Below are 24,676 nucleotides of genomic sequence, written 5' to 3' on the forward strand. Positions count from 1 at the left end.
GCGATACCGAAGCTATCACTGCCGCACCCCTCGGAGTCAACCAAAAAATCCCTGTGATCCGGGTCACGCAACAAAAGTTGCACCGGGGGCTGACGATTCTCATGAGCGGAATACTTCATTCATCCGGGCGATTTCGACAGCGTGCCCGATCACCGGGGCAGGGTTGCCCAGAGATCGCGAGTGGGGTATGAAATGGGAGAAGTCAACAAGGGAGGGCCGTCGAGTATGACAGAGCCGTTTCAGGTACGAATCGTCGTACGCGGGTACGAGCTCGACACGCAGGGGCACCTGAACCAGGCCGTCTACCTGCAGTATTGCGAGCACGCACGCTGGGAGAGCCTGCGCGCCGCGGGTATTTCACAGGACAAGTTGATCTCCACCCGAATTGGCCCGGCCGTGCTGGAGAACACGATGCGGTTCCATCGCGAACTGCGCGGCGGTGATGAAGTCGACGTTACCTGCAAGTGGGTGTGGGGTGACGGAAAGATTTTCCATGTCGAGCAGCAAATTCTCCGGACCGACGGCGTACTCGTGGCTGAGCTGTCCAGCGTCGCCGGTCTCATCGATCTGGACCGGAGAAAGCTGATCGACAATCCGGCCGATCATTTCCACAAGCTGGCCGAGCGCCCCCAATTCATGGGGTTCTGACCACTGCGGCACACCGCGGCACGGGCGCCCGTCAGGAGACTTCAGCCGCTCATCGCGGCGGGTCTCCGCGGGCGCTTTCCGTTGTCCGTACGGACGGCTTCTCTTTCCCTGTCGTCCCTCCGTTCCTGTCATTCCTCCCCACGCCCCGGGCCGCCTGGGACAACGCCGGCACGGCCCGACCGATGTCGACGTCCTTGGTGCCGAGCAGTGCGGCGTACCGGCGCGGCACCTGGCTCTCCCATGCCGGCTCCGGCTGCGGCGGCCAGGCCGTGCGCCGCAATGCCTGGTAGTGCCAGGCGAGTTCGGCCCGCCGCAGCACGATCGTGGCAATCTGCCCGTCGAGGTTCTCCAGCGGTGCGCGCGCCTCGCCCCCAGCGCCCGCTCGTTCGCACCCAGCCGCGCCCGCTCGTTCGCACCCAGCCGCGCCCGCTCGTTCGCACCCAGCCGCGCCCGCTCGTTCGCACCCAGCCGCGCGCGCCGCTCGGTCCGCCGCCGGGTGCGCCGGCACGACCGGGGGCCCGTGGGTGCCGTGCGGTGCCGGCTGACGCCTGGACTCCATCGGTACGCTCACAGCAGATCGGGCCGCTCGACGTCGTCCCGGGGGACGAACTCCGGCAGGGACAGGCCGAGAGAGCCGTCGCCGGCCACGAAGACGCCGTAGACGCGCTTGTCCTCCGACATGGTTGCGGGCATCAGGATGTTCCCTTCGCATCGGTCCGGGCGGGTGACGTGGATGAAGGCGTGGCAGTCGTGGGGGAGGCACGTTCCCGGCGGTCGCGTGCCCGCCGGCCGGGCCCCTGGCCGTCCGTCCCCCGTCTACGGACGGCCAGGGGCATCGAGTGCGTGTTCTGTCAACGTCGCACCGTCAGCCAAACACACACGTGAAAGGCGCCCCAACGCTTTTAGCCCACGCTAAAACCGGCACGGGGCACGCCCCTCGGCGCTGTGTCGGGCAGGTCGCGCCGAGCGCCGGTCAGACCGCGCGGCGTCCGCCCCAGGGAGCCACGGCGCCCCGTAGGAGCGCCTCGCCCGTCTCGGTGAGCGAGTGGATGACGCGGCGGCCGTGGCGCCTGCTCATCACCAGGTCGCAGTCGCGCAGCACGGCGATGTGCTGGCTGATCGCGCCGGGAGTGACATCGATCGCCGCGGCGAGGTCGCCGGTGGAGGCCGGCACCAGCAGAGCCTCGAGCACCGCGGCGCGGACGCCGCCGAGAAGCGCCGCCAGCGGGCTCGGCTGGTCCGGGGTCTGGCGACTCCACAGCTCCGCGACGCCCGGCCTCGGGTACACGATCATCGACTGCTGCGGCGGCACCATGCTGAGCACCTCCGGCCAGCAGAACACGCTCGGTACCAGCACGATGCCCTGGCCGCCCAGGCTCTCCTGGTAGTCGTAGGCGCTGCGCACGGTGAGTTTCTGGTCACTCCAGGCGATGCGCGGGTGGAGGGAGGAGAACACGGGGGCCGCCCCGGAACTCTCGACCACCTGCATACGGGAGCGGATGTCCGACTGCAGCCCGGAATGCAGCCGCCGCCAGTGCGGCTCCAGCGCGAGGCTCCAGTAGGTGTGGAGCTGTTCGGTGATCCGGGCGATGGCCTGCCCCGGCCGGGCCAGCATCTGCCGGTGCAAGGGCGCCGCCTCCTGCCGCCAGGCCGCGGGCGTGCCCGGGTCGGCGGCCATCCAGGACACCTCGGCGACGAAGTGCTCGCTCGGCGTCGAGCGCACCATCTCCAGCTCTTCGGTGATGCTCCGGCACCGGGAGCCGTCCGGCGGCGGGGTGAGGAAGTCCGGAACGTATCCGGTGGGCGGAATCACCGCGCGTAGAGGCAGCAGATCGACGGTCCTCAGCCTTGCGCGGACGTCGTCGGCCCATGGCTGGTGCCGTTTCCTTCGTTCCGGTGAGGCCAGCATGCGGATGCTGCAGACGGTCTCCCCCAGCGCAGAGAGCGAGAAGCGCACCCTGGCGATGTCGTCGGCGGTCGCCGAGAAGCGGATCACTGTTTCCCCCATGTCCCCGTCGTGTCCCTCCGGTCGGTGTGGCGGAAAGACACGGCGAACCATAAATCGGTGAGGTAAAAGTCGCAGCTCCCTGGTGGCGCGATTTCACCCAGCCCGGTTCCCCGTGGTCACGCGTGTCCTGGCCCGCCGAATCGACGGTCGCGCTTGGCGGGTACGCGCGTTTGGCCGGATCCATGAAGGTGGCCGGGCACGCCGGGAGCGAAGCCTCGGCCCCGCCCAGGGAAATTGATGGCTGAAACGGTGCCAAGCGTTCGGCCCTGCTGCATCACGCGCCCCTGGTCCCGACAGGGCAAGGCGGCGGCACCTGCAGGAAGGCACCGGCGATGGCGGGCCGGGCACCCCACCTCATGCCCGGCGGCGGCTTCCACCGGTCCTTCATCCTCACGAACCGTGGTCGGGCCCTTGGTCCATGTGCGGCGCGCTGCGCCCAAGGTGCGCGGCCGGGACAGGAAGCCCCCGTCCGCCGCTTCCCCGCCGGCCACCACGAGGTCGGCACGTCGTAGGCGCGCCGGGCCACCGGGTCCCTGGAGAGGTCCAGGTCAGCGCACCCTGCCCCGCGGCCTGAGCGGCACCGGTGGCAGTTCGGGCGCCCGTAGTGGGGCACCGTCGTACCCCTTCACCTCACCGAAGCGAGAGCCCGCCATCCAGTCGGTACGGGCCTGCGCGATGTCCTCCTGGGTGCGGCCGATGAAGTTCCACCACATGATCAGCTCCTCCTCGAACGGCTCGCCGCCCAGGAGCATCAGACCCGCGTCCGACTCCGCGCGCAGCGGGAGTTCGGTGCGGCCGCAGCCGAGGTAGAGCATCGAGCCCGGCAGCACCGGGACTCCGTCGACATGGGCCTCGCCGGACATCGACAGCACCGCGTACTCGAAGTCCGCCTCCAAGGGCAGTCGTACCTCCGCGCCGCGCGCCAGGGCCAGATCGGCGCCGACGATCGGTGTGAACGCCGTGCCGGGGGACCGTGCGCCGTCGATCTCGCCCAGGATCAGGGTGGCCCTGAGGCCCGGGGCCGCGACCAGGGGCAGTTCGGGGTGGTACTCGAAGCGCGGGTCGGTGTGCCGGTGGGTGTCGGGCAGGGCCACCCACAGCTGGGCGCCGTGCAGGAAGCGCGCATGGGTCCGTGGGCTCTCCTCGGAGTGGCTGATCGCCCGTCCCGAGGTCATCAGGCCCAACTGGCGCGGGCGGATGGTCTGGAGGCTGCCCGTCGAGTCGCGGTGCAGGACCTCGCCCTCGTGCAGCCAGCTCACCGTCTGCAGGCCCATGTGCGGATGCGGGGGAACCTGCATGCCCGGCTCGTCCGCGATGTCGTCCAAACCGTAGTGATCGACGAAGCACCAGGCGCCCACCATGCGGCGGCCCAGGTTCGGCAGCAGTCGTCGGACCTCCGTCGACTCACCGAGCGGGACCCGGCGCGGGCTGAGGAGTTCGCGCACCGGTTCCGCCACCACGAACCCGCGGCCGCCGCACGGGGCGGGCACCGCCTCGCGATCAAGATTGCTCATGCCGCCCAACCTAGCCCCGCGCGGGCGCCCGCGTCAGGCCACCCGCTCGCCCGTCGAGGCGGTCTTGAATCGAACGTGGCAGCGCCCTTCACCCCGAGGGGCCGCGGGCTCCGTCGCCGTCAATAGTAGCCATGGACATAATAGCCATGTACAGTATGGAGCCATGAGCGCAGCACACGAGGGCGCGACGCCCGGATTCCTCGTCTGGCGGCTTTCGACGAAGTGGCGGGTGGCCGTCGACCGCGCCATGGCCCCCCTGGGCCTGACGCATGCCCAGTACGCGCTGGTCGCCACGCTGTTCGGCATGCATCGCACCGGCCGGCGCCCCAGCCAGCGGCAGCTTGCCGACCACACCGGACTGGAGGCGCTCTACGTGTCCAAACTCGCCCGCACGCTGGAGACCGCCGGGCTGGTGGACCGGGAGCGCGACCCGGCGGATCCCCGTGCCGTGCGGCTCTCGCTCACGGCAGACGGGCGGGAGGTCGCAGGGCGGGCCGTGCAGGTGGTCCAGCGGCTGCACGAACAGTTCCTCCAGCCCCTGGGCGGCCCCGACAGCACGCGCACCCGGGAGTTCACGCACGCGCTGCGCACCCTGCTCGACGCACCGCTCGACGCACCGCTCGACCCGTCCGCCGCAGGCGGCGGCACCGACGGCGCCGACCCACAGGACGTCGGCGCCGAAGGCATCGGCAACCAGAAGGAGCAGCCATGACCCAGCCCACTCCTGTCGCCAACGGTCAGCTCGTAGGCCTCACGCACTACGCGAGCCGAGCCCTGCTGGAGCGGGTGCTCGCCCGCACCGGCACCACCTTCGTCCAGTCGTCGGCGCTGCGCACGCTCGCGGACCACGGCGGCCGGCTCGACCGCGCCTGGCTCGCGGCCGAGGTGATCGGCGCTCTCAAGATCGTCGACGAGACGGCGGTCGATACGGCCGTCGACGGGCTCGTAGCCGACCGGTTCCTCGACGCCACCGCCGACGGCCGCGTGTCGCTGACGGACCCCGGCCGGGAGCTGCTCGAAGGCATCCAGGGCGGCGGCAGGGAGATCGCCTCCCGGCTCTACGCGGACATCCCCCGGGAAGACCTGGAGACCGCCGGGCGCGTGCTCGCCCTGGTCCTCGAGCGCGCGAACGCCGAGCTGAGGGCCGCGTAGCCGCCCCCCCAACCGAGTCGTGGAATATTCAACAACCATGGCTCGTTGTCGGCGCCGTAAGGAGGTCGGAGTGGAAACGACGTACTACGACCACGGAACACCCGTGGAGCGCTGGGAGCGGGCCCGGATGTTCTTCGAGGCCAAGGACTACACCGCGGCCGCGCAGGTGCTCAAGGCTCTGGTCGAGGAGGTGCCGGAGCAGACGGGACCGCGGCTGCTGCTGGCTCGCGCCTACTACCACTCCGCCCAACTGCGGCGCGCCGAGGACGAGTTGCGCGGCATCGTGGAGCGCGACCCGGTGGAGCACTACGCCCGGCTGATGCTCGGGCGCACCCTCCAGCGCCAGGGGCGCGAGGCCGAGGCCGCACCGCATCTGCGGATCGCCGCGGCGCTCTCGGGTGACTTCTTCGAGGTGTGATCCCCGGTCCGCCGGGGACTGACGGCCCGTGACCGGTCCCACCGGGCACGGGCCGTCCTGCATGGTCCCGCTCCCTCCCGGGCTCGTCGCCGCGTGCAGGATCAGGAATATCGTCAGGGCCGAGTTCGCCGACGACATCGCCGACAGCACGGTGCCGACGGCGGCGCCCCACGCCGCGAGTCCCACCGCCGTGCCCATCGGCGGCCACGAGCGGGCCGCGGGCGCGGGCAGGGCCGCCACCCGGCGCGGCACCGGCCCAGCGGCGCCCCGGCCCCGCCGGCGTCGGCGCCGGGGCGCGGGACAGCAGCGCGCCCCGGCCGGTCGCCCGCGGCCACCCGGCGGCTGCCGACCGCCCGGGCCGCCTCCTCCTCGGCCCACCGCCGCGCCGTGTAGACGACGGCAGTGCGCAGCGGGGCCAGGAACGGTGAGACGTCAGCGCTCCGTGCCGCCGTCCGCCGGGTCCGCCGCGTCGAGGAGGGCGCGCAGGAGCTGCTCGTCGTCGGGTGGCAGCGCGGTGACGAAGCTGGCGAGGACGGCCTCGCGGTCGGGTTCGCCGTCGAGCAGCCGGCGCATCTTCAGCGCCGCGAGACCCGCCGCGTCCGCGGTGGGCGTCCAGACGAAGGAACGTCCCTGCCGTTCGCGGGTGACGGCGTCCTTGGCGAGCAGCCGGGTCAGGATGGTGACGACGGTGGTGTACGCGAGGTCACCACCGAGACGCTCCTGCACCCAGGCCGCGGCCACCGGGCCCTCGGCCTGGCGCAGCGCGCCGAGCACCTGGCCCTCCAGCTCGCCCTGTCCGCGCCGCCGGGAACCGCGCCGCGACTGCTCGCGCCCTGCCATGTCCGTCTCGGCTCCCTCCGGCGTCCGCGTATCGGACTACGCTACCCGGCCGCCGTAGGCGCGCCTGCCGCGACGGTGGTCGATCTCGCCGAGGACGACGTCCACGGCGATGAAGGCCGCGAGCGGGATGCCGAGCAGCGGCACGAAGTAGCCGAGGACCGCGACGGCCGCCATGCCGGGGACGAGGATCTGCGGCGGGACCTGCTGCCAGGCGCCGCGCGGCACCGGCCGCCCGAACGTGCCCGCCCGCCCGCGCTGCCACCACATGCGGTAGCCCCACACGATCAGCAGCACCAGGGACAGGGCCAGGAGCATCAGGGCGAACTGGTTGGCGATCCCGAAGAGGACGCCGGTGTGCAGATCGATGCCCCAGCGGGTGAGTTTGGCGAGGACCGGATAGTCGGCGAAGCGCAGGACGCCGGTGACCTTGCCGGTGGCCGGGTCGACGGCGACGGAGTCCTGCTTCTCGGGCCAGCCGCGCTGGATCTGCTTGACCACATAGGCGGAGGAGGCGTCGGCGGGCGGCACGATCTCCACGGGATCGGTCAGGCCCTTGGCCCGGGCGGCCGCGAGGACCTTGTCGAGGCCCACACCGTGTTCGCCGCCGCCGGCGGCCGCGGAACCATGGCCGGCATGTTCGCCGCCCGCGACGGCCGAGACCGAGGGAGTGGCCTGGTGGAGCGAGGTGCGCAACGCGTCGATGTGGGCACCGGCGTACGTGGACCAGGTCAGCCCGGTCGCGGAGAGGAAGAAGAACCCGGCCGCGGTCCAGACGCCGACCGTTCCGTGCAGGCCGAGGGTGCGACGGCGGCCGCTCGTGCCGCGCAGCTTGCGCCGGGTGCGCCGGCGCGCGAACCACAGGACGATCCCTCCCCCCGCGATCACCCACAGCCAGCTGGCGGCGAGTTCGCTGTAGAGGCGGCCGTTCTCACCGAGGTGGAGGTCGCGGTGGAACTCGTCGATCCAGGTCCGCAGCGGAAGGGCGCCGGTGGAGCCGTACTGCTCCAGGGCGCCGCGCACCGTGCCGGTGTACGGGTCGACGAACACGGCCAGGGTGTGGTCCTTGCCGACGCCGGGGACGCCGGACAGCAGCACCCGTGTGGTGGCGTCCTTCTTCGGGGAGGGGCGTACGGCCGACAGTGTGCCCTCGGGGTGGGCCTCGCGGGCGGCCGCGACCTGTGCGCCGATCGGCAGCCTGGTGTCCCCGACCGGGACGGTCAGTTCATGCCCGTAGACGATCCTCTCGGCCTGGAACGAGGCCGCGTACAGAAAGCCGGTGACTGCTGTGACCAGCAGGAACGGGGCGACGAGAACGCCGGCGTAGAAGTGCAGGCGCAGCACCAGGGGACGCAGCGGCGCCCATCCGGAGGGCTTGGCTGCGGCCCCTGGGGTGTGGTCCGTCGTGGTCGGGGACGTGGTGGTCATCGGCGGGCTGCTCCGGAAGTTCGGGGGCGGACTGCGGCCACGAGCCGGGGAGTTGTCGTGACGGTCCAGTAGTCGGAGGCCGTACGGGTGAGTTCCCGGCCGATTCGGTGACGTGGGCCACACGCCCGGGGCCCGGTGACCGGGCCGGCAACCGCGCCCGGGCACCGGTGACATGTGCCACAGGCCGGCCCCGCCGCCGTGTGGGCCGCCCGATCGGCCTGTCATGCTGGCGAGATGGCATCCGATGTCGCCCGCACCGGCCCGAACGACCGTCCTCTCGCCGAGCTGGTCGACCAACTTCTTGCTGCCGGAGGCCCGTTGCCGATCGTCGCGGCCGGTGATCCGGTGCTGCGCCGTGGCACCGAGCCCTTCGACGGCCAGCTGGATCAGGCGCTCCTCGCGCGCTTCGTCGCCGCCCTGCGCGAGACGATGCGCGCGGCGCCGGGAGTGGGGCTCGCGGCGCCGCAGGTCGGGGTGGCGTTGCGGATCGCGGTCATCGAGGACCCCGCGCCGGTCCCCGAGGAGATCCGGGTGGCGCGCGAGCGGACGCCGCAGCCCTTCCGGGTGCTTGTCAATCCGTCGTACGAGGCGCTCGGCGGCGAACGGGCCGCCTTCTTCGAGGGCTGCCTGAGCGTGCCGGGCTGGCAGGCCGTGGTGGCCCGGCACGCCCGGGTGCGGTTGCGCGCGCTGGACGAGCACGGAGCCCCGGTGGACGAGGAGTTCGCGGGCTGGCCGGCGCGGATCGTCCAGCATGAGACGGACCATCTGGACGGCGTACTCTATCTGGACCGGGCGGAGCCGCGCTCGCTCTCGTCCAACGAGGCGATGACCGGCCGGTGGACCCAGCCGACGCCGGAACGGGCCGCGGTGGAGCTGGGGTTCGCGCTGCCGGACTGAGGGCGGCGCCGCCCGTGGGTGCGGTGCGGGAGGGCGAGGGGCGCCGGGCCCCGCGCACGAGTGCGCGGGGAACCCTGTGTCCCCGGGCACGGTGTGTGCCGGGGTCAGCCCCGGTAGGCCTCCAGCAGGCGCAGCCAGACCTCGCTGATGGTCGGGAACGAGGGCACCGCGTGCCACAGGCGGTCGATCGGGACCTCGCCCGCGACGGCGATGGTGGCGGAGTGGATCAGTTCCCCGACGCCGGGGCCGACGAACGTGACGCCCAGCAGCGTCTCGCTGTCCAGGTCCACCACCATGCGGGCGCGGCCCCGGTAGCCCTTGGCGTACAGGCCCGCCCCCGCGGCCGACGACAGGTCGACGTCCACGCCGCGGACCCGGCGGCCCGCCTGCTCCGCCTCCGCCAGGGACAGGCCCACGGCCGCCGCCTCCGGGTCGGTGAACACCACCTGCGGAACGGCCGCGTGGTCGGCCGTGGCGGCATGGGCGCCCCAGGCATCCGTCTCCAGGAGCGGGACGCCCGCCGCGCGGGCCGCGATCGCCGCGCCCGCGATCCGCGCCTGGTACTTGCCCTGGTGGGTGAGGAGCGCACGGTGGTTGACGTCGCCCACCGCGTACAGCCATTCGCTGCCCGTCACCCGCAGGCTGTCGTCGACCGACAGCCAGGAGCCGGGCTCCAGACCGACGGTGTCCAGGCCGATGTCGTCGGTGCGGGGCGCCCGGCCGGTGGCGAAGAGGATCTCGTCCGCCTCGATGCGGTCGCCCGCGTCCGTCACGACCACGACGGTGTCGCCCTCGCGCCGCACCGACTCGACCGACGTGCCGGTGCGCACATCCACGCCCGCCTCCACGAGGGCCTCGGCGACCAGTTCCCCGGCGAAGGGCTCCATGCGCGGCAGCAGGCCCTTGCCCCGCACCAGGACGGTGACCTGCGACCCCAGGCCCGCCCAGGCCGTGGCCATCTCGCTGGCCACCACGCCGCCGCCCACCACGACCAGCCGTGCGGGCGCGGCCTTCGCGCTCGTCGCCTCCCGGCTGGTCCAGGGGCGCACCTCGGCGATCCCCGGCAGGTCGGGCAGCAGGGCCCGGCTGCCGGTGCACACGGCCACCGCGTGCCGGGCGGTGAGCACCCGCTCGCCGTCGGGGCCGTTCACCGTGACCCTGCGGGGTCCGGCCAGCCGCCCCTGCCCCCGGTAGAGGTCGGCGCCGATGCCGCCCAGCCAGGCGACCTGCCCGTCGTCCTTCCAGTCCGACACCTCGTAGTCACGATGGGCCAGGACCGCGGGCACGTCGAGCCGGCCCTGTGCCAGATGGGCGAGTCCGGGGACCCGGCGGCCGTCGGCGCGGGCGATCACCGGGCGCAGCAGCGCCTTGCTGGGAATGCACGCCCAGTACGAGCACTCGCCGCCTACCAGCTCGCTCTCGACGACCGCGGTGGACAGTCCGGCGGCGCGGGTGCGGTCGGCGACGTTCTCGCCCACGGGGCCCGCTCCGAGCACCACGACGTCGTACGCGATGGATTCCGTTTCCGTCATGGGCCCAGTCTGGTTGTTGGTGTGCTCGCTCCGCCACACGGGTACGCGCGCGGAATACATGACCCCGACGAGCCGTTGTCGACAGCGGCCACCCCCTACACCAGGAAGAGGGAAGCAACATGAGCAGCACCGTGGAGCTCACCAAGGAGAACTTCGACCAGACGGTCACGGACAACGACTTCATCCTGATCGATTTCTGGGCGTCCTGGTGCGGGCCGTGCCGTCAGTTCGCCCCGGTCTACGAGAAGGCCGCGGAGGAGAACCCGGACCTGGTGTTCGGCAAGGTGGACACCGAGGCGCAGCCCGAGCTGGCCGCGGCCTTCGGCATCCAGTCGATCCCGACGCTGATGATCGTCCGGGACCAGGTCGCCGTCTTCGCGCAGCCGGGCGCCCTGCCGCAGTCCGCCCTCGACGACGTCATCGGCCAGGCCCGCAAGCTGGACATGGACGAGGTCCGCAAGGCCGTCGCCGAGCAGCAGGAGAAGGGCCAGCAGAACGGCGAGTGACACCGGAGCCGCTCCACCGCGCTTCGGGCCCCTCCCGCGCGGCACGACGCCGTCGGGGCGCGGTGGGGGCGCGCTCCATGCGCGGCGGGGCTCGCCTCGACGCGCCGCAGGGGCCCAGCTCGACGCCCGGCGGGGGCTCAGCTCGATTCGCGGTGCACGATCCGCGCCCCGAGGACCTGGCTCACCTCCGGTACGTCGTCGGGATCGCGCACCACGCGGTCGACCAGTTCCGCCAGCTCACGTCCGGACGGCAGTTCGATATGGACGGTGCTCAGCCTCGGCCGCAGCAGCCGGCCGAGCATCAGGTCGTCGGCGCCGACCACGGCCGTCTCCCCCGGAATGTCCACGCCCTCGTCCTGAAGGGCGCGCATCAGCAGCATCGCGTACTCGTCGTTGTACGCGAAGACGGCGTCCAGGCCGAGTGAGCGCCAGCCCGCCGCGAGCCGGGCGGCGGCCTCCTCCTCGTAGGCGAGCGGCAGCTCCGAGACGGTGGCGCCGGTGCCGCGCAGGGCGCGCCGCACGCCGTCCAGCCGGGGCCTGGAGTAGAACGCCAGGCCGGGCTCCCGCGGCACGACGACACCGACGCTGCGGCGGCCCCGGGCCAGCAGGTGCGCTCCGGCGCTGTGTCCCACTCCGTCGTGGTCCAGGAGCAGCGCGTGGGCGCCCTCGACCCGTTCGGGGCCCAGGGTGAGGACGGCGCGCGCGCCGGAGCGTTTGAGAACGTGCACGCCCTGCGGGCCCAGGCCGCCGCCGGGCACCAGGACCGCCACCGGCCGCAACTCCGCCCAGGCACGGGCGGCGGCGTCGCCCTTCAGGCCGATGCTGCCGTACTGCACGACGGTGTAGTCCAACCGGCTGAGCGCCCACTGCAGTTCGTTCATGAACTGGCTGTAGAGCGGCCCCACCGGCACGTTCGGGGCGGGCATCAGCACCATGCGGCTGTGCCCGGCGCGCAGGCTGCGGGCGGCTGCGTGCGGGACGTAGCCGAGTTCCTCGGCGGCCTCCTGGACACGGCGGCGCGTGGGTTCGCTGATGCGTACCGCGCTGGTGTTGTTGAGGACGTAGGAGACGGTCGCGCGCGAGACACCGGCCAGACGTGCCACATCGGCACTCGTCGGCACGGCGGAGGGTGCGGGCGACGAAGGGACGGGCTGTTTCCGTATCTGCGCCATGACGTACCGCATCTTCCCAGAACGGCTTCCCGAGCCGCCGTCCAGGGTGCGACCGAGGCGACAACCAGCCGCCTTTCGGCGGGAGTTGGGCTTCGAGTACCCGACGGGCGGATCACCGGTTACCGTGCGGTACAGGACGTGCCCGCGGAGGTGTTCCCATGGCTTCGGAACGTATCGCCGGGGCGGCCGAGTGCGCCCGCGCGCTCGCCGCCGGGGAGGTGACCTCCCGTGCGCTCGTAGAGCGCTCCCTGGCCCGGATCGAGGCGGCCCAGCCCTTGCTGAACGCGTTCCGGGTGGTGCGCGCCGAGGCCGCGCTCGCCGAGGCGGAGGCCGCCGACCGGGAACTCGCGGCCGGGGGGCGAGGGCCACTGCTCGGGGTGCCGGTGGCCGTCAAGGACGACATGGACGTGGCGGGCGAGCCCACCGCGTTCGGCTGCCCGGGCGCGTTCCCCCGGGTGGCCGAGGACGGTGAGGCGGTACGGCGGCTGCGGGCGGCCGGGGCCGTGATCGTCGGCAAGACCAACACCTGCGAGCTGGGGCAGTGGCCGTTCACCGAGGGGCCCGCCTTCGGCGCCACCCGCAACCCCTGGCACCCGGACCACACTCCGGGCGGCTCGTCCGGCGGGTCCGCGGCGGCGGTCGCCGCGGGCCTGGTACCGGCCGCACTGGGCTCGGACGGCGCGGGTTCCATCCGCATCCCGGCCGGCTGGACCCATCTGGTCGGCATCAAGCCGCAGCGGGGCCGGATCTCGACCTGGCCGCGCCCGGAGTCCTTCCAGGGCATCACGGTCAACGGCACGCTCGCCCGGACGGTCGCGGACGCGGCACTGCTCCTGGACGCGTCGAGCGGCAACCACGCGGGCGATCTGCACCGCCCGCCCGCACTCGACGTCTCGGCGGCGGTGGGGCGGGACCCCGGCCGGCTGCGGATCGCGCTCTCGCTGAAGCCGCCGTTCACCGCGGTGCCCGCCCGGCTCGACCCCCGGGTCCGGGCGCGTGTCCTCGCACTCGCGGAGCGGCTGGCCGCGCTCGGGCACACGGTGGAGGAGGCGGACCCGCGCTACGGACAGATCGGGCTGGCCTTCCTGCCGCGCGCGACCGCGGGACTGGCCGAGTGGGTGCGCGAGGCGCCCTTCCCCGACCTGCTCGACCGGCGCACCCGTGACGCCGCGCGGCTCGGCCGGCTCCTCGGCGGGGCGCCGCTGCGCGTGGCGCGCCGGGCGGAGGCCCTGCTGCACCGGCGGGTGGGTGCGCTCTTCGCGTCGTACGACGTCGTTCTCGCCCCGACGACGGCCGCTCCCCCGCCGCGCATCGGGACGCTCGTGCACATGAACGGCTGGAACACCGATCGCGCGATGATCGCCGCCTGCCCCTACGCCTGGCCGTGGAACGTGCTGGGCTGGCCCGGGGTCAATGTGCCCGCGGGTTTCGTGGGTGACGGGCTCCCGGTGGGCGCCCAGTTGCTGGGGCCGGCACACAGCGAACCGCTTCTGGTGTCGCTGGCGGCCCAGTTGGAGGCGGACCAGAGGTGGTACGAGCAGTGGCCCGCGCACCCGTCGGCCGCCGATGCGCGGGCCGCGTAGGCGGTTTCGGGCCGTAGGCTGTGACCATGGACGATGCGTCGATGGTGGGCTTGATGGGACGTGTCACCGGCACCGTCGGACCCGGGCTGGTCGGCGAAGTGATCGTTCGTGTGCGCGGCGGCGCCGAGCACTTCCTCGCGTATCCGGCGGACGGGAGGAGCCGGATGGAGCGGGGCACGGTGGTGATGGTGGTGGAGCACCTGCCGCCGCGGACCGTGTACGTCGAGTCGGTGTACGACAGTTGAGCTCGTCACCACGCAGGTGAGGCGCGCGCGTCAAGATTGCAACAAGGATCCGTCAGCGTCTTCACCCGGGCCTTGCGCGGGCGCACACTCCCTTCGTTCGGTGCCGACCCGGCACCATGCAAAGGGGGCGTTTGCCGATGGTCATCGGCGTCGTCGCGGGGGCCGCCGTCCTCGCGCTGGTTTTCATCGTTGTGGTCTTCAAGCTCATGTGGCGCGTCGCGGAGCCCAACGAAGCACTGATCATCTCCGGTTCGAAGCATCGGACCGAGGGTCTTGAGGAAGGCATGGGCTTCCGCATCGTCACGGGGCGCGGCACGCTGGTGCTGCCGGGTGTGCAGGCGGTGCGCAAGCTCTCGCTCGACCTCAACGAGACCGAACTGCACGTGGACTGCGTGACCCAGCAGGGCATTCCGCTGAAGGTGCGGGGCGTGGTCATCTTCAAGGTGGGCGACGACTTCGTGTCGATCGCCAACGCGGCCCGCCGCTTCCTCGACCAGCAGAGGCTGATGTCGGAGCGCGTGCACAACGTGTTCGCCGGTCATCTGCGCTCGATCGTCGGCGGACTGACGGTCGAGGACATGATCCGCGACCGGGAGAAGCTCACCGGCCAGACCCGCGCCGCGTGCGGCACGGAGATGGAGAAACTGGGCCTGATCGTGGACTCGCTGCAGATCCACGAGATCGAGGACCCGACGGGCTACATCCAGAACCTCGCCATGCCGCACGCGGCGGCGGTGCAGCGGGACGCGCGTATCGCGCAGGCGGAGGCGAATCGTCTCGCCACCGAGGCGGAGCAGCAGTCGTTCGCGCGGATGGCGGAGGCCACCCGGGACAGCGAGATCCTGCAGGCCGGCTACCAGGCCGAGCGCGACAAGGCGGCCGCGAAGGCCCGTCAGGCCGGTCCGCTCGCCGAGGCGGCGGCGCGCCAGGAGGTCGTGGTGCAGGAGACCCGGGTCGCGGAGCTGGAGGCGCACCGGCGCGAACAGCAGCTCCAGGCGGACGTCCGCAAGCCGGCGGACGCGAAGGCGTACGAGAAGCGCACGCTGGCCGAGGCCGAGCGGGACGCGCGGATCTCGGCCGCGCAGGCCAAGGCGAAGGAGACCGAGCTGGCGGCGGCGGCCGAGGCGACCCGGGTGAAGACGGCCGCGGGCGCCGAGGCGGAGGCGACCAAGACGCGTGGCGCCGCCGCGGCCCAGGCGACCCGCGCCACCGGTGAGGCGGAGGCGGCCGCGGCCCAGGCGAAGGGTCTCGCCGAGGCCGAGGCGACCCGTGCCCAGGGTCTGGCGGAGGCGGAGGCCATCAAGGCACGGGCCGCGGCCCTCGCCGAGAACCAGGAGGCCGTGGTCGCGCAGCAGCTCGCCGAGAAGTGGCCGGAGATCGTCCAGGCGGGTGCGTCCGCCTTCGGCAATGTCGACAACATGGTGCTGCTCAACGGCGCCGACGGCATGTCCGACGTGTTCGCCAAGGCCCTGACGATGGGCGGCACCGGCCTGGGCCTCGCACGCCGGCTGCTGTCGTCGATGAACGGCGACGGGGTGTCCGCGAACGGCTCTCCGGCGCAGACGCCCGCCGGAGTCAACGGGTTCGCTCCGCCGCGGCCGGAGAAGGTCACCGTCGAGGGGGACGAGGGCTGAGCCCGGGAGGCATCGACCGGTAGGACACCGTGAGGCTTGGGGCGTACGGCGATCGGTCGCCGTACGCCCCGGGCATGCCGGGTGCCGGGGGCCCGGGCGGGGCTCCTTTCACAGACAGGTGCGGACGAGCCACTCGTCGGGGTTGTACGCGTCCCGCGCCGGGTCCGGAAGCGTGGCCGGCCTCTCCGCCACCATGTCCTGGGGGCGGACGCGCTCCGGCAGGGTGCCGAACCGGGCACGGCGCACGGCCTCAGCAGCGTCTGCGGCGTCTGCGGCGTCCACGGCCGGCGAAGGGCGCTGTTGTTCCTGGGTCATCCCGCTCTCCTCTTCGTCTGCTGACAGTGATGCTGCACCGCCGCACATCACCGGTCAAGACAGTGACGTGACAATGCGCGGGTCGCAGCGCCCGGTGGTTCGCGCACACCTGGCGGCTGGGTCTCCCGGCGGCGGAAGAGAAGAGCGGAGGGGTGTGTCACCCGGCGACGGGCACCCCGGCCTGTTGCCAGCAGCCCGGGACATGGCTCCGCTTCACGTCACCAGGCTGACAGGTGATGGCGAGGCCCGGCAGGAACACCGGGGACGCCGCGCCGGGCCCCCGGTCACGGGCCTCGCCAGATGTTGTCGAAGGCCGCCTTCTCGATGGCCCGCCGCTGCCGTACGGCGGTCAGTTCCGTCACCGCGTCGTCGACGGCGGCCAGTACGGTCCCCGTCGGGCCCTCGGTGACCTCCGGAGCCTCCTCCGCCGGCGCCTCACGGATGCCGATGGTCGCCGCTAGCGTGGCGAGCACGGGCTCCCCGGCGGCCCAGCGGTCCGCCGCCTGCCGGCGGGCCGGGGAGTCGACCGGCGCGGCGTCGCCGGTCCAGGCGGGCAGCCAGCGGCGGCGCTGCCGGGCGAGCAGCCCTTCCTCCTCGAACGCGGCGAGATAGAGCGAGGACAGACCCTGGCCCCGGCGCCACAGCCAGTCCTCGACCGACTCGTAGGGCGGTTGCCGCGTGAGCGCCGCCGCGGCCTCCCGCAGCAGGCGGTCGTCCGTCACCGGCGGGTCGCTCGGCGCGATGAGGACGCCGTCCAGGGTGAGGGCCCGCAGATCGATGAGGTCCAGCAGCTCGGCGCCCGCGAGCGCGAGCGACAGGTCACCCGATTCGGCACGACGGCCCGGCGCGGCGTCCAGCGCGACGGTCAACAGGTCCCGTGCAGTGGCCATATGTGCCTCCACGACGCTTGCTCGACGATCTCCTGCACGGCCATCATGCCCGCGTCCTCGTGGTGGGGTGTCCTGCTCATCCCACCTCGCGTCCACGACCGCCGCATCCCCACACCGCCGATCGGGCCCCTGGGGCCCGCCGGCGGCGATGACCGGCCGCCACCCCGCCCGCGCCGCAGCGGATGCACCCTCGGCGAAGTGCGCCGATGCTGGAGGGACAGGGAGGGGGAAGATCGGCAAGGAGGCCCACGATGTCCATGATGGACAAGCTCAAGCAGATGCTGAAGGGGCACGGGGAGCGCATCGGCCAGGGGCACGACGCAGCCGGCCGGCCCGCCGACGACGCGATGCCCAACCGCCCCGCCGGGCAGGCCGACAAGGGTCCGGACGCGCTCAGGGACCAGTTCCAGCCTCCGCGGGACCGGGACAACCCGCCCCAGCCGTAGCGCGGGGCAGCGCAACCGTTCACGGCGCGCGGCGGCCACGGGCGGAGGCAGCCGCGCGCAGCCACTCCTCGCCGTCCCCGCGGTCCGCTGTGGGCCCGACCGCCCGGGCCCGGATGCCCGGTTGACGGCACCTCAGGTCACCGACCCGGTGGGAGGCCGCCCGCGCCCAGGCTCTACCGTGAGCCGCGTGACTGCCTTTACCGATGAAGACGTCCCCGGCCGCTACGGCCCCTCCGCGACCACCGAGGCCGACCCCCGGGCCGTGGGCCGGGTGCGGACGGAGTACTCACCCGCGCACGACGGTGATCCCGACCCGGGAGAGATCGTCTGGACCTGGGTGCCGTTCGAGGAGAACGACGGGCGCGGCAAGGACCGCCCGGTGCTCGTGGTCGCCCGGGAGCCGGGCGGCACTCTGCTCGCCGTGCAGTTGTCCAGCAAGCGGCACGACGGCGACCGGGAGTGGGTGCCGATCGGCAGCGGCCCCTGGGACGGCTCGGGACGTGACTCCTGGGTGGACGTGGACCGTGTGCTGCGGCTGCACGAGGACGGGATGCGGCGGGAGGCGTGCGCGCTGGACCGGATGCGGTTCAATCTCGTGGTGCACCGGCTGCGGGAACGGTACGGCTGGAACTGAGGGCCGGGTCAGGCCGCGCTCACATCCGCGAAAGCCCTCTCGAAGGCGGACCGTGTCGTCGTACGGGGCGTGCGGTCCAGCACGGCGAAGACCACCTCGTCGAAGGCGCCCTCGAACCGCCCGGTGACCAGCAGGCCGTGGAACGCCCCGGCCACCTGCGCCGGCTCGTTGCGGAACACGCCGCAGCCCCATGCGCCCAGCACCACGCGCCGGTAGCCGCAGGCGGCCGCCGTCTCCAGGACGCGCCCGGCGCGGGCCGCCAGGGCGCGGGGCAGTTCGGCCGCGCGCTCCGGCGTCCGGCGCAGTACCACGCCCGCGTTCGGTGCGGCGGCGGTCAGAAAGCCCGCCCGGTACGGCTCGTCCAGCAGTCGCCCACGGTCGTCGCGGAAGACCGGCACGGCCGGTGAATGGATGACGCGGTCCGTGTAGAAGGGGTCACGGTGGGTCCGGTGGTGGTCGTAGAACTCCCGGACCTCGCGGACGCACGCGTACAGCGCGGAGGCGCGGCACAAGGCCTCCTCCTGGGCCTGCGCGCCGTTCAGGAACCCGCCGCCCGGATTCCGCGCGGAGGCGAAGTTGAGGACGGCCACCGGTTCACCCGAACGGTCCATCAGGCGCCGGGCGGCTTCCAGACTGCTCTCCCCCGTCACTCCGAACGCCGTGGCCGCCGGGCGCACCGGCGGCGTTTCCACCGGCCCCGGCCCGTACATCCGCGTGCCGGCGCGGGCGGCCTCGACCGCCGCCGCGATGGCCACCGTACGGCCCGCGGGCGTGCGGTAGGCACCCGTCTCGACGATCTCCCGCGTCTGCTGCGCGATCCCGCGCAGGCGTGTGCTCACGGCGCCACCCCCGTGGGCGCCGTGAGCACGTGGCGCGCGGTCGCCCGCAGCGCCCCGCCGATCTCCCCCGTCGTGCTCATGAACGCATGGTGAGCGATGCTGGTCCTACGTCGCAACAGAGTTTCCCGGACCCAGGAATCACCGTTACCGGCCCGGGAAACAGGGAGGAAGCAGTCCGCGAAGCTCCGCTGGGCACCCTTGTGCGAATGCACATGAGGGTCTTGGGTGGGACGAGCAACGTCGGCCCGGCCCATCCTTTGCCGGGCCGGCGGCATGGTGGAATCTCAGGAGGATCCCGACATGTCCGATTCGGTGAGTGACTGTACGGAGCCCCGCTCCGCGGTCACCGAAGCCGAGGTGGAGGCGCTGGTCCGCGGCATCTGTTTCAAGACCGGACCGCCTCGCACGCTCGGTGTCGAAGTGGAATGGTTCGTCCACGAGCTGCGCAGACCGTGGCTCCCGGCACCACCCGAACGTCTTCGCGCGGTGTACACCGCGCTGCGGACCCTGCCCCTGCGTTCGGCCCTCACCGTCGAACCGGGCGGCCAGCTGGAACTCAGCTCCGCCCCCGCCGCCTCCCTCATGGAGTGCATAGCGTCCGTCTCCGCCGACCTCGACGCGGTCCGCGCCCTGCTGGCCGAGGCGGATCTCGGTCTCAGCGGCTACGGCCACGACCCCTGGAACCCTCCGCGCCGCTTTCTGCGCGAGCCCCGGTATGACGCCATGGAGCGCTACCTCGACCGCGCCGGCCCCGAGGGACGGTCGATGATGTGCTCGTCGGCCTCCGTCCAGGTATGCCTGGACGCGGGCTACGAGGAGCCCGGCCCCCTGGGGCACGGACGGCGCTGGTGGCTGGCGCACCAGCTGGGCGCGGTGCTGGTCGCGGCGTTCGCGCACTCCCCGCTGTCCGGGGGCAAACCCACGGGCTGGCGCTCGACGCGGCAGTCCCTGTGGGCCGCCATGGACCCGGGGCGCTCCGGCGCACCGCCCCTCAGGGGCGATCCCCGGGCCGCCTGGGCCCGGCATGTGTTGGACGCGCCCGTGATGTGCGTCCGTGGCGGACCCGGTCCCTGGCATGTGCCGGACGGCCTGAGTTTCCGGGACTGGACCCGGTCCCCGGATCCTCCCGACCGCGGTGACCTCGACTACCACCTCACGACCCTGTTCCCTCCGGTCCGGCCCCGCGGGCACCTGGAACTCCGCATGATCGACGCACAGCCCGGCGACGACGGGTGGATCGTGCCGCTCGCCGTGACGGCGGCGCTGTTCGACGATCCCGAGGCCGCCGAGACCGCCTACCGGAGCGTCAAGCCCCTGGCCGAGCGTGCGGACGCGCTGCCGCCGCCGTGCAACGCGCTGTGGGTGACCGCCGCGCGGGAGGGGCTGGGCGACCCGGAGCTGCGCGAGGCCGCCGTCGCCTGCTTCGCGGCCGCGGCCGACGCGCTGCCCCGGCTCGGCGCCACCGACGACGTCCGGGAGGCCGTCGCGGAGTTCACCGACCGCTATGTGGCCCGGGGCCGCTGCCCCGCCGACGACCTGCTGCTCCAGCTCCACGGGAAGGACACCCGTTCCGGCGGGGACGACACCCCGTTCCATGGGAAGGACACGCACTCATGACCGACGCCCGGTCGCCGATCGACCCCGGCACGCTGCGGGAGCGCGCGCGGGACGCGCTGACCACGGCGCGCGACCGCACCGCGCTCCTGACCACCTGTGTCGACGAACCCGATCTCACCGCCCAGCACTCCCCCCTGATGTCGCCGCTGGTCTGGGACCTCGCGCACATCGGCAACCAGGAGGAGCTGTGGCTGCTGCGCGCGGTCGCCGGACGCGACGCCATGCGGCCCGAGATAGACGGGCTGTACGACGCCTTCGAGCATCCGCGTGCCGAGCGGCCCTCACTGCCGCTGCTGCCGCCGGACGAGGCCCGCCGCTACGCCGCGGAGGTGCGGGGGCGGGCCCTGGACGTGCTGGAGAGCGCGCCGTTCGAGGGCCATCGGCTGACGGAGGCGGGCTTCGCCTTCGGCATGATCGCCCAGCACGAACAGCAGCACGACGAGACCATGCTGATCACCCATCAGCTACGCCGGGGACCGCAGGTGCTCACCGCCCCGGACCCGGCGCCCGCGCCGCCGTACACCGGCCCGTCCGAAGTCCTCGTCCCGGCCGGCCCGTTCACCATGGGCACCTCGGCCGAGCCCTGGGCACTGGACAACGAACGGCCCGCACACCAGCGTGAGGTGGCGGCGTACTTCATCGACGCCCTGCCGGTGACGAACGCCGCCTACCAGGCGTTCATCGAGGACGGGGGCTATGGCGACGAGCGCTGGTGGACGCCCGAGGGCTGGGCCCACGTCCGCGCCCACGACCTGAGGGCGCCGCTGTTCTGGCGCCGTGAGGGCGGCCAGTGGCTGCGGCGGCGCTTCGGCGTCACCGAGGCCGTACCGCCCGACGAGCCCGTTGTGCACGTGTGCTGGTACGAGGCGGACGCCTACGCGCGCTGGGCGGGGCGCCGGCTGCCCACCGAGGCCGAGTGGGAGAAGGCGGCCCGCCACGACCCGGTCACGGGCCGCTCCCGCCGCTATCCCTGGGGCGACGCCGACCCGACGCCCGAGCACGCCAACCTCGGTCAGCGCCACCTGCGTCCGGCACCGGCCGGCAGCTATCCGGCGGGCGCGTCCGCGCTGGGCGTACGCCAGCTGATCGGCGATGTGTGGGAGTGGACGTCGAGCGACTTCACGCCCTATCCGGGGTTCACGGCGTTCCCGTACAAGGAGTACTCGGAGGTCTTCTTCGGGCCCGAGTACAAGGTGCTGCGCGGCGGTTCGTTCGCCGTGGACCCGGTGGCCTGCCGCGGTACGTTCCGCAACTGGGACTACCCGATCCGGCGGCAGATCTTCTCCGGCTTCCGTACCGCAAGGGACGCGTGATGTGCCGTCATCTCGCCTTTCTGGGGCCCGAGGAGCAGCTCGGCCGGGTCCTCCTGGAGCCTGAGCACAGCCTGTACCGGCAGGCGTGGGAGCCGCGGCGACAGCGGCACGGGTGTGTCAACGCCGATGGTTTCGGGGTCGGTTGGTACGCGTCGGGCGACCCCGTCCCGGCCCGCTACCGCAGGGCCGGACCCATCTGGGCCGACGCCTCCCTCACCGATCTGGCACGGGTCGTGCGCTCGGGCGCGCTCCTGGCCGCGGTGCGCGACGCGACCCTGTGCGACCCCGACCTCGAGGCCGCGGCGGCTCCGTACACCGGGGACAGATGGCTGTTCAGCCACAACGGCGCCGTCAGGGGATGGCCGGATTCGATGGCCAGGCTCGCCGGTTCGCTGCCGCCGGTGGAGCTGCTCTCGCTGGAGGCGCGCTGCGACTCGGCGTTGGTGTGGGCGCTGCTGCTGAACCGGCTGCGCGCCGGTATCGAGGACGGGAAGGCGATGGCCGACACCGTGCTGGAGGTCGCCTCGGCGGCCCCCGGCTCCCGGCTGAATCTGCTGATCACCGACGGCGGGACGATCACCGCCACCGCGTGGGGCGACACGCTGTGGTACCTCACCGGACCCGGCGACCGCGTCGTCGTGGCCTCCGAACCGCACGACGACGACCCGCGCTGGCAGGAGGTGCCCGACCGCACCCTGCTCTCGGCCACCCGCACCGGCGTCCTGCTGACCCCCCTCAAGGACCCGCGCGACGACATGGCACCCGCACCACCCGAGGAGTCCCGCACGTGAGCCCGTTCCTTGTCACCCGCACCCTGCCCGAGGACGCCACCGAGGCCGCGCTGCGCGCCGATGTGCTGCACGGCCTCACGAACACACCGAAGACACTGCCGCCGAAGTGGTTCTACGACGCGCACGGCAGCGAGTTGTTCGAAAAGATCACCGAGCTGCCGGAGTACTACCCCACGCGCGCCGAGCGGGAGATTCTGATCGCCCGCTCCGGGGAGATAGCGGCCGCGACCGGCGCCCGGACGCTGGTCGAGCTGGGCTCCGGCTCCTCCGACAAGACCCGCCATCTGCTGGACGCACTGACGGGGCTGCACACCTATGTGCCGGTGGACGTCAGCGAGAGCGCGCTGACCCAGGCGGGCCACGCGCTGATCGCGGAGCGGCCCCACCTCGACGTCCACGCGCTCATCGCGGACTTCACCAGGCGGCTCACGCTGCCGGACACGCCCGGGCCCCGGCTCGTTGCGTTCCTGGGCGGCACAATCGGCAATCTGCTGCCCGCCGAGCGGGCGGCGTTCCTCGGCTCCGTACGGGCCCTGCTATCGCCCGGGGACGCCCTGCTGCTTGGCACCGACCTGGTGAAGGACGCGTCGGTGCTGGTCGCGGCGTACGACGACGCGGCCGGGGTGACGGCCCAGTTCAACAAGAACGTACTGACCGTCGTCAACCGCGAGCTGGGCGCCGACTTCGAACCGGACGCGTTCGACCATGTGGCCCTGTGGGACGCCGGCCACGAGTGGATCGAGATGCGGCTGCGGGCGCGCACGGCCCAGACCGTGAAGATCCCCGCGCTGGACCTGGCGGTGGACTTCGCCGACGGGGAGGAGCTGCGCACAGAGGTGTCGGCGAAGTTCCGCGAGGACGGCGTCCGGCGTGAACTCTCCTCGTCCGGCCTTGGGTTGACGCACTGGTGGACGGACGCGGAGGGGAGGTTCGCCCTGTCGTTGAGCGTGGCGCGCTGATGCCGACGGTCCCACACGATGCGGCCCCCTCTCCTCCTGGGTGAGGGGGCCGCGGGGGACGCGCACGTGTCGCCGGGGCCGGGCGCAGGGCCCCGCCCCGGTGACGGGTCCTACGAGCGGTGGTACTGCACGGGGGAAGCGACCTCGCCACCGAGCTCCCGGGCGGCGTGGCGCGCCCAGTACGGGTTGCGAAGGAGTTCGCGGGCCAGAAGAACGGCGTCCGCCTTGCCCGAGGCGATGATCTCCTCAGCCTGGGCGGGCTCGGTGATCATGCCGACGGCGGCGACGGGCATGCCGGTTTCCTCGCGGACCCGCTCGGCGAAGGGGACCTGATAGCCGGGGCCTGCCACGATCCTGGCGTCAGGGGCGTTGCCGCCGCTGGAGACGTCCAGCAGATCCACGCCCCGGGCGTGGAGTTCCTTGGCGAACCGGACGGTGTCGTCCGCGGTCCAGCCCTCCCGGTCGTCCTCGGGGTTCTCGGTGAGCCAGTCGGTGGCGGAGACACGGAAGAAGAGCGGCAGCTCCTCGGGCCACACCGCGCGTACGGCGTCGACGACCTCGAGGGCGAAGCGGGTACGGCCCTCGAAGGAGCCGCCGTACTCGTCGGTGCGGTGGTTGCTGTGGGGCGAGAGGAACTGGTGGATGAGGTAGCCGTGGGCACCATGGATCTCGGCGACCTCGAAGCCGGCCGCGAGCGCCCGTTCGGCGGCGTCGGCGAACTCCTGGACGAGGTCACGAATGCGGTCCGTGGTGAGTTCGACGGGGGGCGTCGAGGCCTTGTCGAAGGGAAGAGCGCTGGGACCGACCGGGGTCCACCCGTAGGGCTCCTCGGGCGCGATCGGGCGCCCGCGGTCGACCCAGGTGCGTTCGGTGGACGCCTTCCTTCCGGCGTGGGCCAGCTGGATGCCGGGGACCGTGCCCTGTGCCTTCAGGAACGCGGTGATGCGCCGGAACGCGGCGACCTGTGTGTCGTTCCAGATGCCCAGGTCGTAGGGAGAGATACGGCCTTCGGGGCTCACGGCCGTGGCCTCGGTGATGACGAGGCCGGTTCCGCCGGAGGCGCGTGCAGCGAGGTGAGTGAAGTGCCAGTCCGTCGGAACGCCCACCGCCGCGCCCTCCGGCGCCGCACTGTACTGGCACATCGGCGCCATCCAGATGCGGTTGGGGATGGTCAGTGACCTGAGGGTGTAGGGGGTGAAGAGGGAGGTCAACTCGAGACTCCTGGTTGCATGGCCCGGATGGGTCACCGTGTGGACGACAGCCATAATTACCTGCGCGCGCCATTTATTCCAAGCGCA

The 24,676-nt window shown here is 72.7% G+C and carries 25 protein-coding genes and 2 pseudogenes; 15 read left to right on the forward strand and 12 right to left on the reverse strand.

What is annotated here, in order from left to right; translation table 11 throughout:
- The first annotated feature begins 225 nt into the window (after positions 1–225).
- Positions 226–648: an acyl-CoA thioesterase gene (locus ACIP94_RS25805; RefSeq protein ID WP_402430151.1), complete on the forward strand. Its 423-nt coding sequence runs from the start codon at positions 226–228 to the stop codon at positions 646–648.
- Between the two features lie 567 nt (positions 649–1,215).
- Here the strand turns inward: ACIP94_RS25805 and ACIP94_RS25810 are convergent.
- From ACIP94_RS25810 to ACIP94_RS25820, 3 genes are all read right to left on the reverse strand, one after another.
- On the reverse strand, positions 1,216–1,341 hold the full coding sequence (locus tag ACIP94_RS25810; protein ID WP_402430154.1) for a hypothetical protein: 126 nt from the start codon (positions 1,339–1,341) through the stop codon (positions 1,216–1,218).
- A gap of 280 nt (positions 1,342–1,621) precedes the next feature.
- Positions 1,622–2,656, reverse strand: a complete 1,035-nt coding sequence (locus ACIP94_RS25815; protein ID WP_402430158.1) for a DUF5937 family protein — start codon at positions 2,654–2,656, stop codon at positions 1,622–1,624.
- 548 nt (positions 2,657–3,204) lie between these two features.
- Positions 3,205–4,170, reverse strand: coding sequence for a pirin family protein (locus ACIP94_RS25820; protein ID WP_402430161.1), 966 nt, complete (start codon positions 4,168–4,170; stop codon positions 3,205–3,207).
- Positions 4,171–4,333: 163 nt separating this feature from the next.
- On the opposite strand from ACIP94_RS25820, the gene ACIP94_RS25825 reads away from it, so the two are divergent.
- The 3 genes from ACIP94_RS25825 to ACIP94_RS25835 all read left to right on the forward strand — a co-directional run bounded on the left by ACIP94_RS25825 (position 4,334) and on the right by ACIP94_RS25835 (position 5,740).
- Entirely contained in the window at positions 4,334–4,882 is a 549-nt protein-coding gene (locus ACIP94_RS25825) for a MarR family winged helix-turn-helix transcriptional regulator (protein ID WP_402430164.1), read from the forward strand.
- Positions 4,879–5,322, forward strand: a complete 444-nt coding sequence (locus ACIP94_RS25830) for a MarR family winged helix-turn-helix transcriptional regulator (protein ID WP_402430167.1) — start codon at positions 4,879–4,881, stop codon at positions 5,320–5,322. The genes ACIP94_RS25825 and ACIP94_RS25830 overlap by 4 nt, the downstream gene beginning before the upstream one ends.
- Before the next feature lie 70 nt (positions 5,323–5,392).
- Positions 5,393–5,740 (forward strand): tetratricopeptide repeat protein, encoded by a 348-nt coding sequence (locus ACIP94_RS25835; RefSeq protein WP_402430170.1) that lies wholly within the window; start codon positions 5,393–5,395, stop codon positions 5,738–5,740.
- A gap of 78 nt (positions 5,741–5,818) precedes the next feature.
- Here the strand turns inward: ACIP94_RS25835 and ACIP94_RS25840 are convergent.
- The 3 genes and pseudogenes from ACIP94_RS25840 to ACIP94_RS25850 all read right to left on the reverse strand — a co-directional run.
- Positions 5,819–6,180 (reverse strand): annotated as a pseudogene (locus tag ACIP94_RS25840) (M56 family peptidase); the annotation flags it as partial.
- Entirely contained in the window at positions 6,173–6,580 is a 408-nt protein-coding gene (locus ACIP94_RS25845) for a BlaI/MecI/CopY family transcriptional regulator (RefSeq protein ID WP_402430173.1), read from the reverse strand. The gene ACIP94_RS25845 and the pseudogene ACIP94_RS25840, both read right to left, overlap by 8 nt.
- Positions 6,581–6,616: 36 nt before the next feature.
- Entirely contained in the window at positions 6,617–8,005 is a 1,389-nt protein-coding gene (locus ACIP94_RS25850; RefSeq protein ID WP_402430176.1) for a PepSY-associated TM helix domain-containing protein, read from the reverse strand.
- A gap of 234 nt (positions 8,006–8,239) precedes the next feature.
- On the opposite strand from ACIP94_RS25850, the gene def reads away from it, so the two are divergent.
- Positions 8,240–8,902 carry a peptide deformylase gene (def, locus tag ACIP94_RS25855; RefSeq protein ID WP_402430179.1) on the forward strand — a complete coding sequence of 221 codons (663 nt, stop codon included), beginning with the start codon at positions 8,240–8,242 and terminating at the stop codon, positions 8,900–8,902.
- 104 nt (positions 8,903–9,006) lie between these two features.
- Here def and ACIP94_RS25860 read toward each other — a convergent pair whose 3' ends face one another.
- Entirely contained in the window at positions 9,007–10,434 is a 1,428-nt protein-coding gene (locus tag ACIP94_RS25860) for a dihydrolipoyl dehydrogenase family protein (RefSeq protein WP_402430182.1), read from the reverse strand.
- A gap of 110 nt (positions 10,435–10,544) precedes the next feature.
- Here ACIP94_RS25860 and trxA point away from each other — a divergent pair.
- Positions 10,545–10,940 (forward strand): annotated as a pseudogene (gene trxA, locus ACIP94_RS25865) (thioredoxin); the annotation flags it as partial.
- Positions 10,941–11,077: 137 nt separating this feature from the next.
- Here trxA and ACIP94_RS25870 read toward each other — a convergent pair.
- Positions 11,078–12,112 (reverse strand): LacI family DNA-binding transcriptional regulator, encoded by a 1,035-nt coding sequence (locus ACIP94_RS25870; protein ID WP_402430185.1) that lies wholly within the window; start codon positions 12,110–12,112, stop codon positions 11,078–11,080.
- A 158-nt stretch (positions 12,113–12,270) separates the two neighbouring features.
- Between ACIP94_RS25870 and ACIP94_RS25875 the strand changes: the two genes are divergently transcribed.
- The 3 genes from ACIP94_RS25875 to ACIP94_RS25885 all read left to right on the forward strand — a co-directional run bounded on the left by ACIP94_RS25875 (position 12,271) and on the right by ACIP94_RS25885 (position 15,574).
- Positions 12,271–13,695, forward strand: coding sequence for an amidase (locus ACIP94_RS25875; RefSeq protein WP_402430188.1), 1,425 nt, complete (start codon positions 12,271–12,273; stop codon positions 13,693–13,695).
- Positions 13,696–13,721: 26 nt separating this feature from the next.
- Complete coding sequence (locus tag ACIP94_RS25880; RefSeq protein ID WP_402430191.1) at positions 13,722–13,940, forward strand: hypothetical protein; 219 nt, start codon at positions 13,722–13,724, stop codon at positions 13,938–13,940.
- A gap of 137 nt (positions 13,941–14,077) precedes the next feature.
- The gene (locus ACIP94_RS25885) at positions 14,078–15,574 is read left to right on the forward strand and encodes a flotillin family protein (RefSeq protein WP_402430194.1); all 1,497 of its coding nucleotides are present in this window, start codon (positions 14,078–14,080) and stop codon (positions 15,572–15,574) included.
- 108 nt (positions 15,575–15,682) lie between these two features.
- Here the strand turns inward: ACIP94_RS25885 and ACIP94_RS25890 are convergent, their stop codons facing one another.
- Together ACIP94_RS25890 and ACIP94_RS25895 are read right to left on the reverse strand one after the other, a co-directional pair.
- Positions 15,683–15,889, reverse strand: a complete 207-nt coding sequence (locus ACIP94_RS25890; protein WP_402430197.1) for a hypothetical protein — start codon at positions 15,887–15,889, stop codon at positions 15,683–15,685.
- 284 nt (positions 15,890–16,173) lie between these two features.
- Positions 16,174–16,779, reverse strand: coding sequence for a GPP34 family phosphoprotein (locus ACIP94_RS25895; protein ID WP_402430200.1), 606 nt, complete (start codon positions 16,777–16,779; stop codon positions 16,174–16,176).
- A 251-nt stretch (positions 16,780–17,030) separates the two neighbouring features.
- On the opposite strand from ACIP94_RS25895, the gene ACIP94_RS25900 reads away from it, so the two are divergent.
- Together ACIP94_RS25900 and ACIP94_RS25905 are read left to right on the forward strand one after the other, a co-directional pair.
- Entirely contained in the window at positions 17,031–17,225 is a 195-nt protein-coding gene (locus ACIP94_RS25900) for an antitoxin (RefSeq protein WP_402430203.1), read from the forward strand.
- A gap of 187 nt (positions 17,226–17,412) precedes the next feature.
- Positions 17,413–17,859, forward strand: coding sequence for a type II toxin-antitoxin system PemK/MazF family toxin (locus ACIP94_RS25905; protein WP_402430206.1), 447 nt, complete (start codon positions 17,413–17,415; stop codon positions 17,857–17,859).
- 8 nt (positions 17,860–17,867) lie between these two features.
- Here the strand turns inward: ACIP94_RS25905 and ACIP94_RS25910 are convergent, their stop codons facing one another.
- Positions 17,868–18,698 carry a TIGR02452 family protein gene (locus ACIP94_RS25910; RefSeq protein WP_402430208.1) on the reverse strand — a complete coding sequence of 277 codons (831 nt, stop codon included), beginning with the start codon at positions 18,696–18,698 and terminating at the stop codon, positions 17,868–17,870.
- A 300-nt stretch (positions 18,699–18,998) separates the two neighbouring features.
- On the opposite strand from ACIP94_RS25910, the gene egtA reads away from it, so the two are divergent.
- From egtA to egtD, 4 genes are read left to right on the forward strand one after another with little or no spacing between them, the layout of a single operon-like run.
- Positions 18,999–20,315, forward strand: a complete 1,317-nt coding sequence (egtA, locus tag ACIP94_RS25915; RefSeq protein ID WP_402430211.1) for an ergothioneine biosynthesis glutamate--cysteine ligase EgtA — start codon at positions 18,999–19,001, stop codon at positions 20,313–20,315.
- On the forward strand, positions 20,312–21,628 hold the full coding sequence (gene egtB / locus ACIP94_RS25920; protein WP_402430214.1) for an ergothioneine biosynthesis protein EgtB: 1,317 nt from the start codon (positions 20,312–20,314) through the stop codon (positions 21,626–21,628). Before egtA ends, egtB begins: the two co-directional genes overlap by 4 nt.
- Complete coding sequence (gene egtC, locus ACIP94_RS25925) at positions 21,628–22,419, forward strand: ergothioneine biosynthesis protein EgtC (RefSeq protein ID WP_402430218.1); 792 nt, start codon at positions 21,628–21,630, stop codon at positions 22,417–22,419. Before egtB ends, egtC begins: the two co-directional genes overlap by 1 nt.
- Positions 22,416–23,378 (forward strand): L-histidine N(alpha)-methyltransferase, encoded by a 963-nt coding sequence (egtD, locus tag ACIP94_RS25930; protein ID WP_402430221.1) that lies wholly within the window; start codon positions 22,416–22,418, stop codon positions 23,376–23,378. Before egtC ends, egtD begins: the two co-directional genes overlap by 4 nt.
- Positions 23,379–23,488: 110 nt before the next feature.
- Here egtD and ACIP94_RS25935 read toward each other — a convergent pair whose 3' ends face one another.
- Positions 23,489–24,589: an NADH:flavin oxidoreductase/NADH oxidase gene (locus ACIP94_RS25935; RefSeq protein WP_402430224.1), complete on the reverse strand. Its 1,101-nt coding sequence runs from the start codon at positions 24,587–24,589 to the stop codon at positions 23,489–23,491.
- Positions 24,590–24,676 lie beyond the last annotated feature (87 nt).

Source organism: Streptomyces sp. NPDC093261, assembly GCF_044753645.1.
Taxonomy (GTDB): domain Bacteria; phylum Actinomycetota; class Actinomycetes; order Streptomycetales; family Streptomycetaceae; genus Streptomyces.

Coding starts and splice junctions, on each gene's coding strand:
- ACIP94_RS25805 (WP_402430151.1), top strand. CDS start 226: ATGACAGAGCCGTTTCAGGTACGAATCGTCGTACGCGGGTACGAGCTC.
- ACIP94_RS25810 (WP_402430154.1), bottom strand. CDS start 1,341: ATGCCCGCAACCATGTCGGAGGACAAGCGCGTCTACGGCGTCTTCGTG.
- ACIP94_RS25815 (WP_402430158.1), bottom strand. CDS start 2,656: ATGGGGGAAACAGTGATCCGCTTCTCGGCGACCGCCGACGACATCGCC.
- ACIP94_RS25820 (WP_402430161.1), bottom strand. CDS start 4,170: ATGAGCAATCTTGATCGCGAGGCGGTGCCCGCCCCGTGCGGCGGCCGC.
- ACIP94_RS25825 (WP_402430164.1), top strand. CDS start 4,334: ATGAGCGCAGCACACGAGGGCGCGACGCCCGGATTCCTCGTCTGGCGG.
- ACIP94_RS25830 (WP_402430167.1), top strand. CDS start 4,879: ATGACCCAGCCCACTCCTGTCGCCAACGGTCAGCTCGTAGGCCTCACG.
- ACIP94_RS25845 (WP_402430173.1), bottom strand. CDS start 6,580: ATGGCAGGGCGCGAGCAGTCGCGGCGCGGTTCCCGGCGGCGCGGACAG.
- ACIP94_RS25850 (WP_402430176.1), bottom strand. CDS start 8,005: ATGACCACCACGTCCCCGACCACGACGGACCACACCCCAGGGGCCGCA.
- def (WP_402430179.1), top strand. CDS start 8,240: ATGGCATCCGATGTCGCCCGCACCGGCCCGAACGACCGTCCTCTCGCC.
- ACIP94_RS25860 (WP_402430182.1), bottom strand. CDS start 10,434: ATGACGGAAACGGAATCCATCGCGTACGACGTCGTGGTGCTCGGAGCG.
- ACIP94_RS25870 (WP_402430185.1), bottom strand. CDS start 12,112: ATGGCGCAGATACGGAAACAGCCCGTCCCTTCGTCGCCCGCACCCTCC.
- ACIP94_RS25875 (WP_402430188.1), top strand. CDS start 12,271: ATGGCTTCGGAACGTATCGCCGGGGCGGCCGAGTGCGCCCGCGCGCTC.
- ACIP94_RS25880 (WP_402430191.1), top strand. CDS start 13,722: ATGGACGATGCGTCGATGGTGGGCTTGATGGGACGTGTCACCGGCACC.
- ACIP94_RS25885 (WP_402430194.1), top strand. CDS start 14,078: ATGGTCATCGGCGTCGTCGCGGGGGCCGCCGTCCTCGCGCTGGTTTTC.
- ACIP94_RS25890 (WP_402430197.1), bottom strand. CDS start 15,889: ATGACCCAGGAACAACAGCGCCCTTCGCCGGCCGTGGACGCCGCAGAC.
- ACIP94_RS25895 (WP_402430200.1), bottom strand. CDS start 16,779: ATGGCCACTGCACGGGACCTGTTGACCGTCGCGCTGGACGCCGCGCCG.
- ACIP94_RS25900 (WP_402430203.1), top strand. CDS start 17,031: ATGTCCATGATGGACAAGCTCAAGCAGATGCTGAAGGGGCACGGGGAG.
- egtA (WP_402430211.1), top strand. CDS start 18,999: ATGTCCGATTCGGTGAGTGACTGTACGGAGCCCCGCTCCGCGGTCACC.
- egtB (WP_402430214.1), top strand. CDS start 20,312: ATGACCGACGCCCGGTCGCCGATCGACCCCGGCACGCTGCGGGAGCGC.
- egtC (WP_402430218.1), top strand. CDS start 21,628: ATGTGCCGTCATCTCGCCTTTCTGGGGCCCGAGGAGCAGCTCGGCCGG.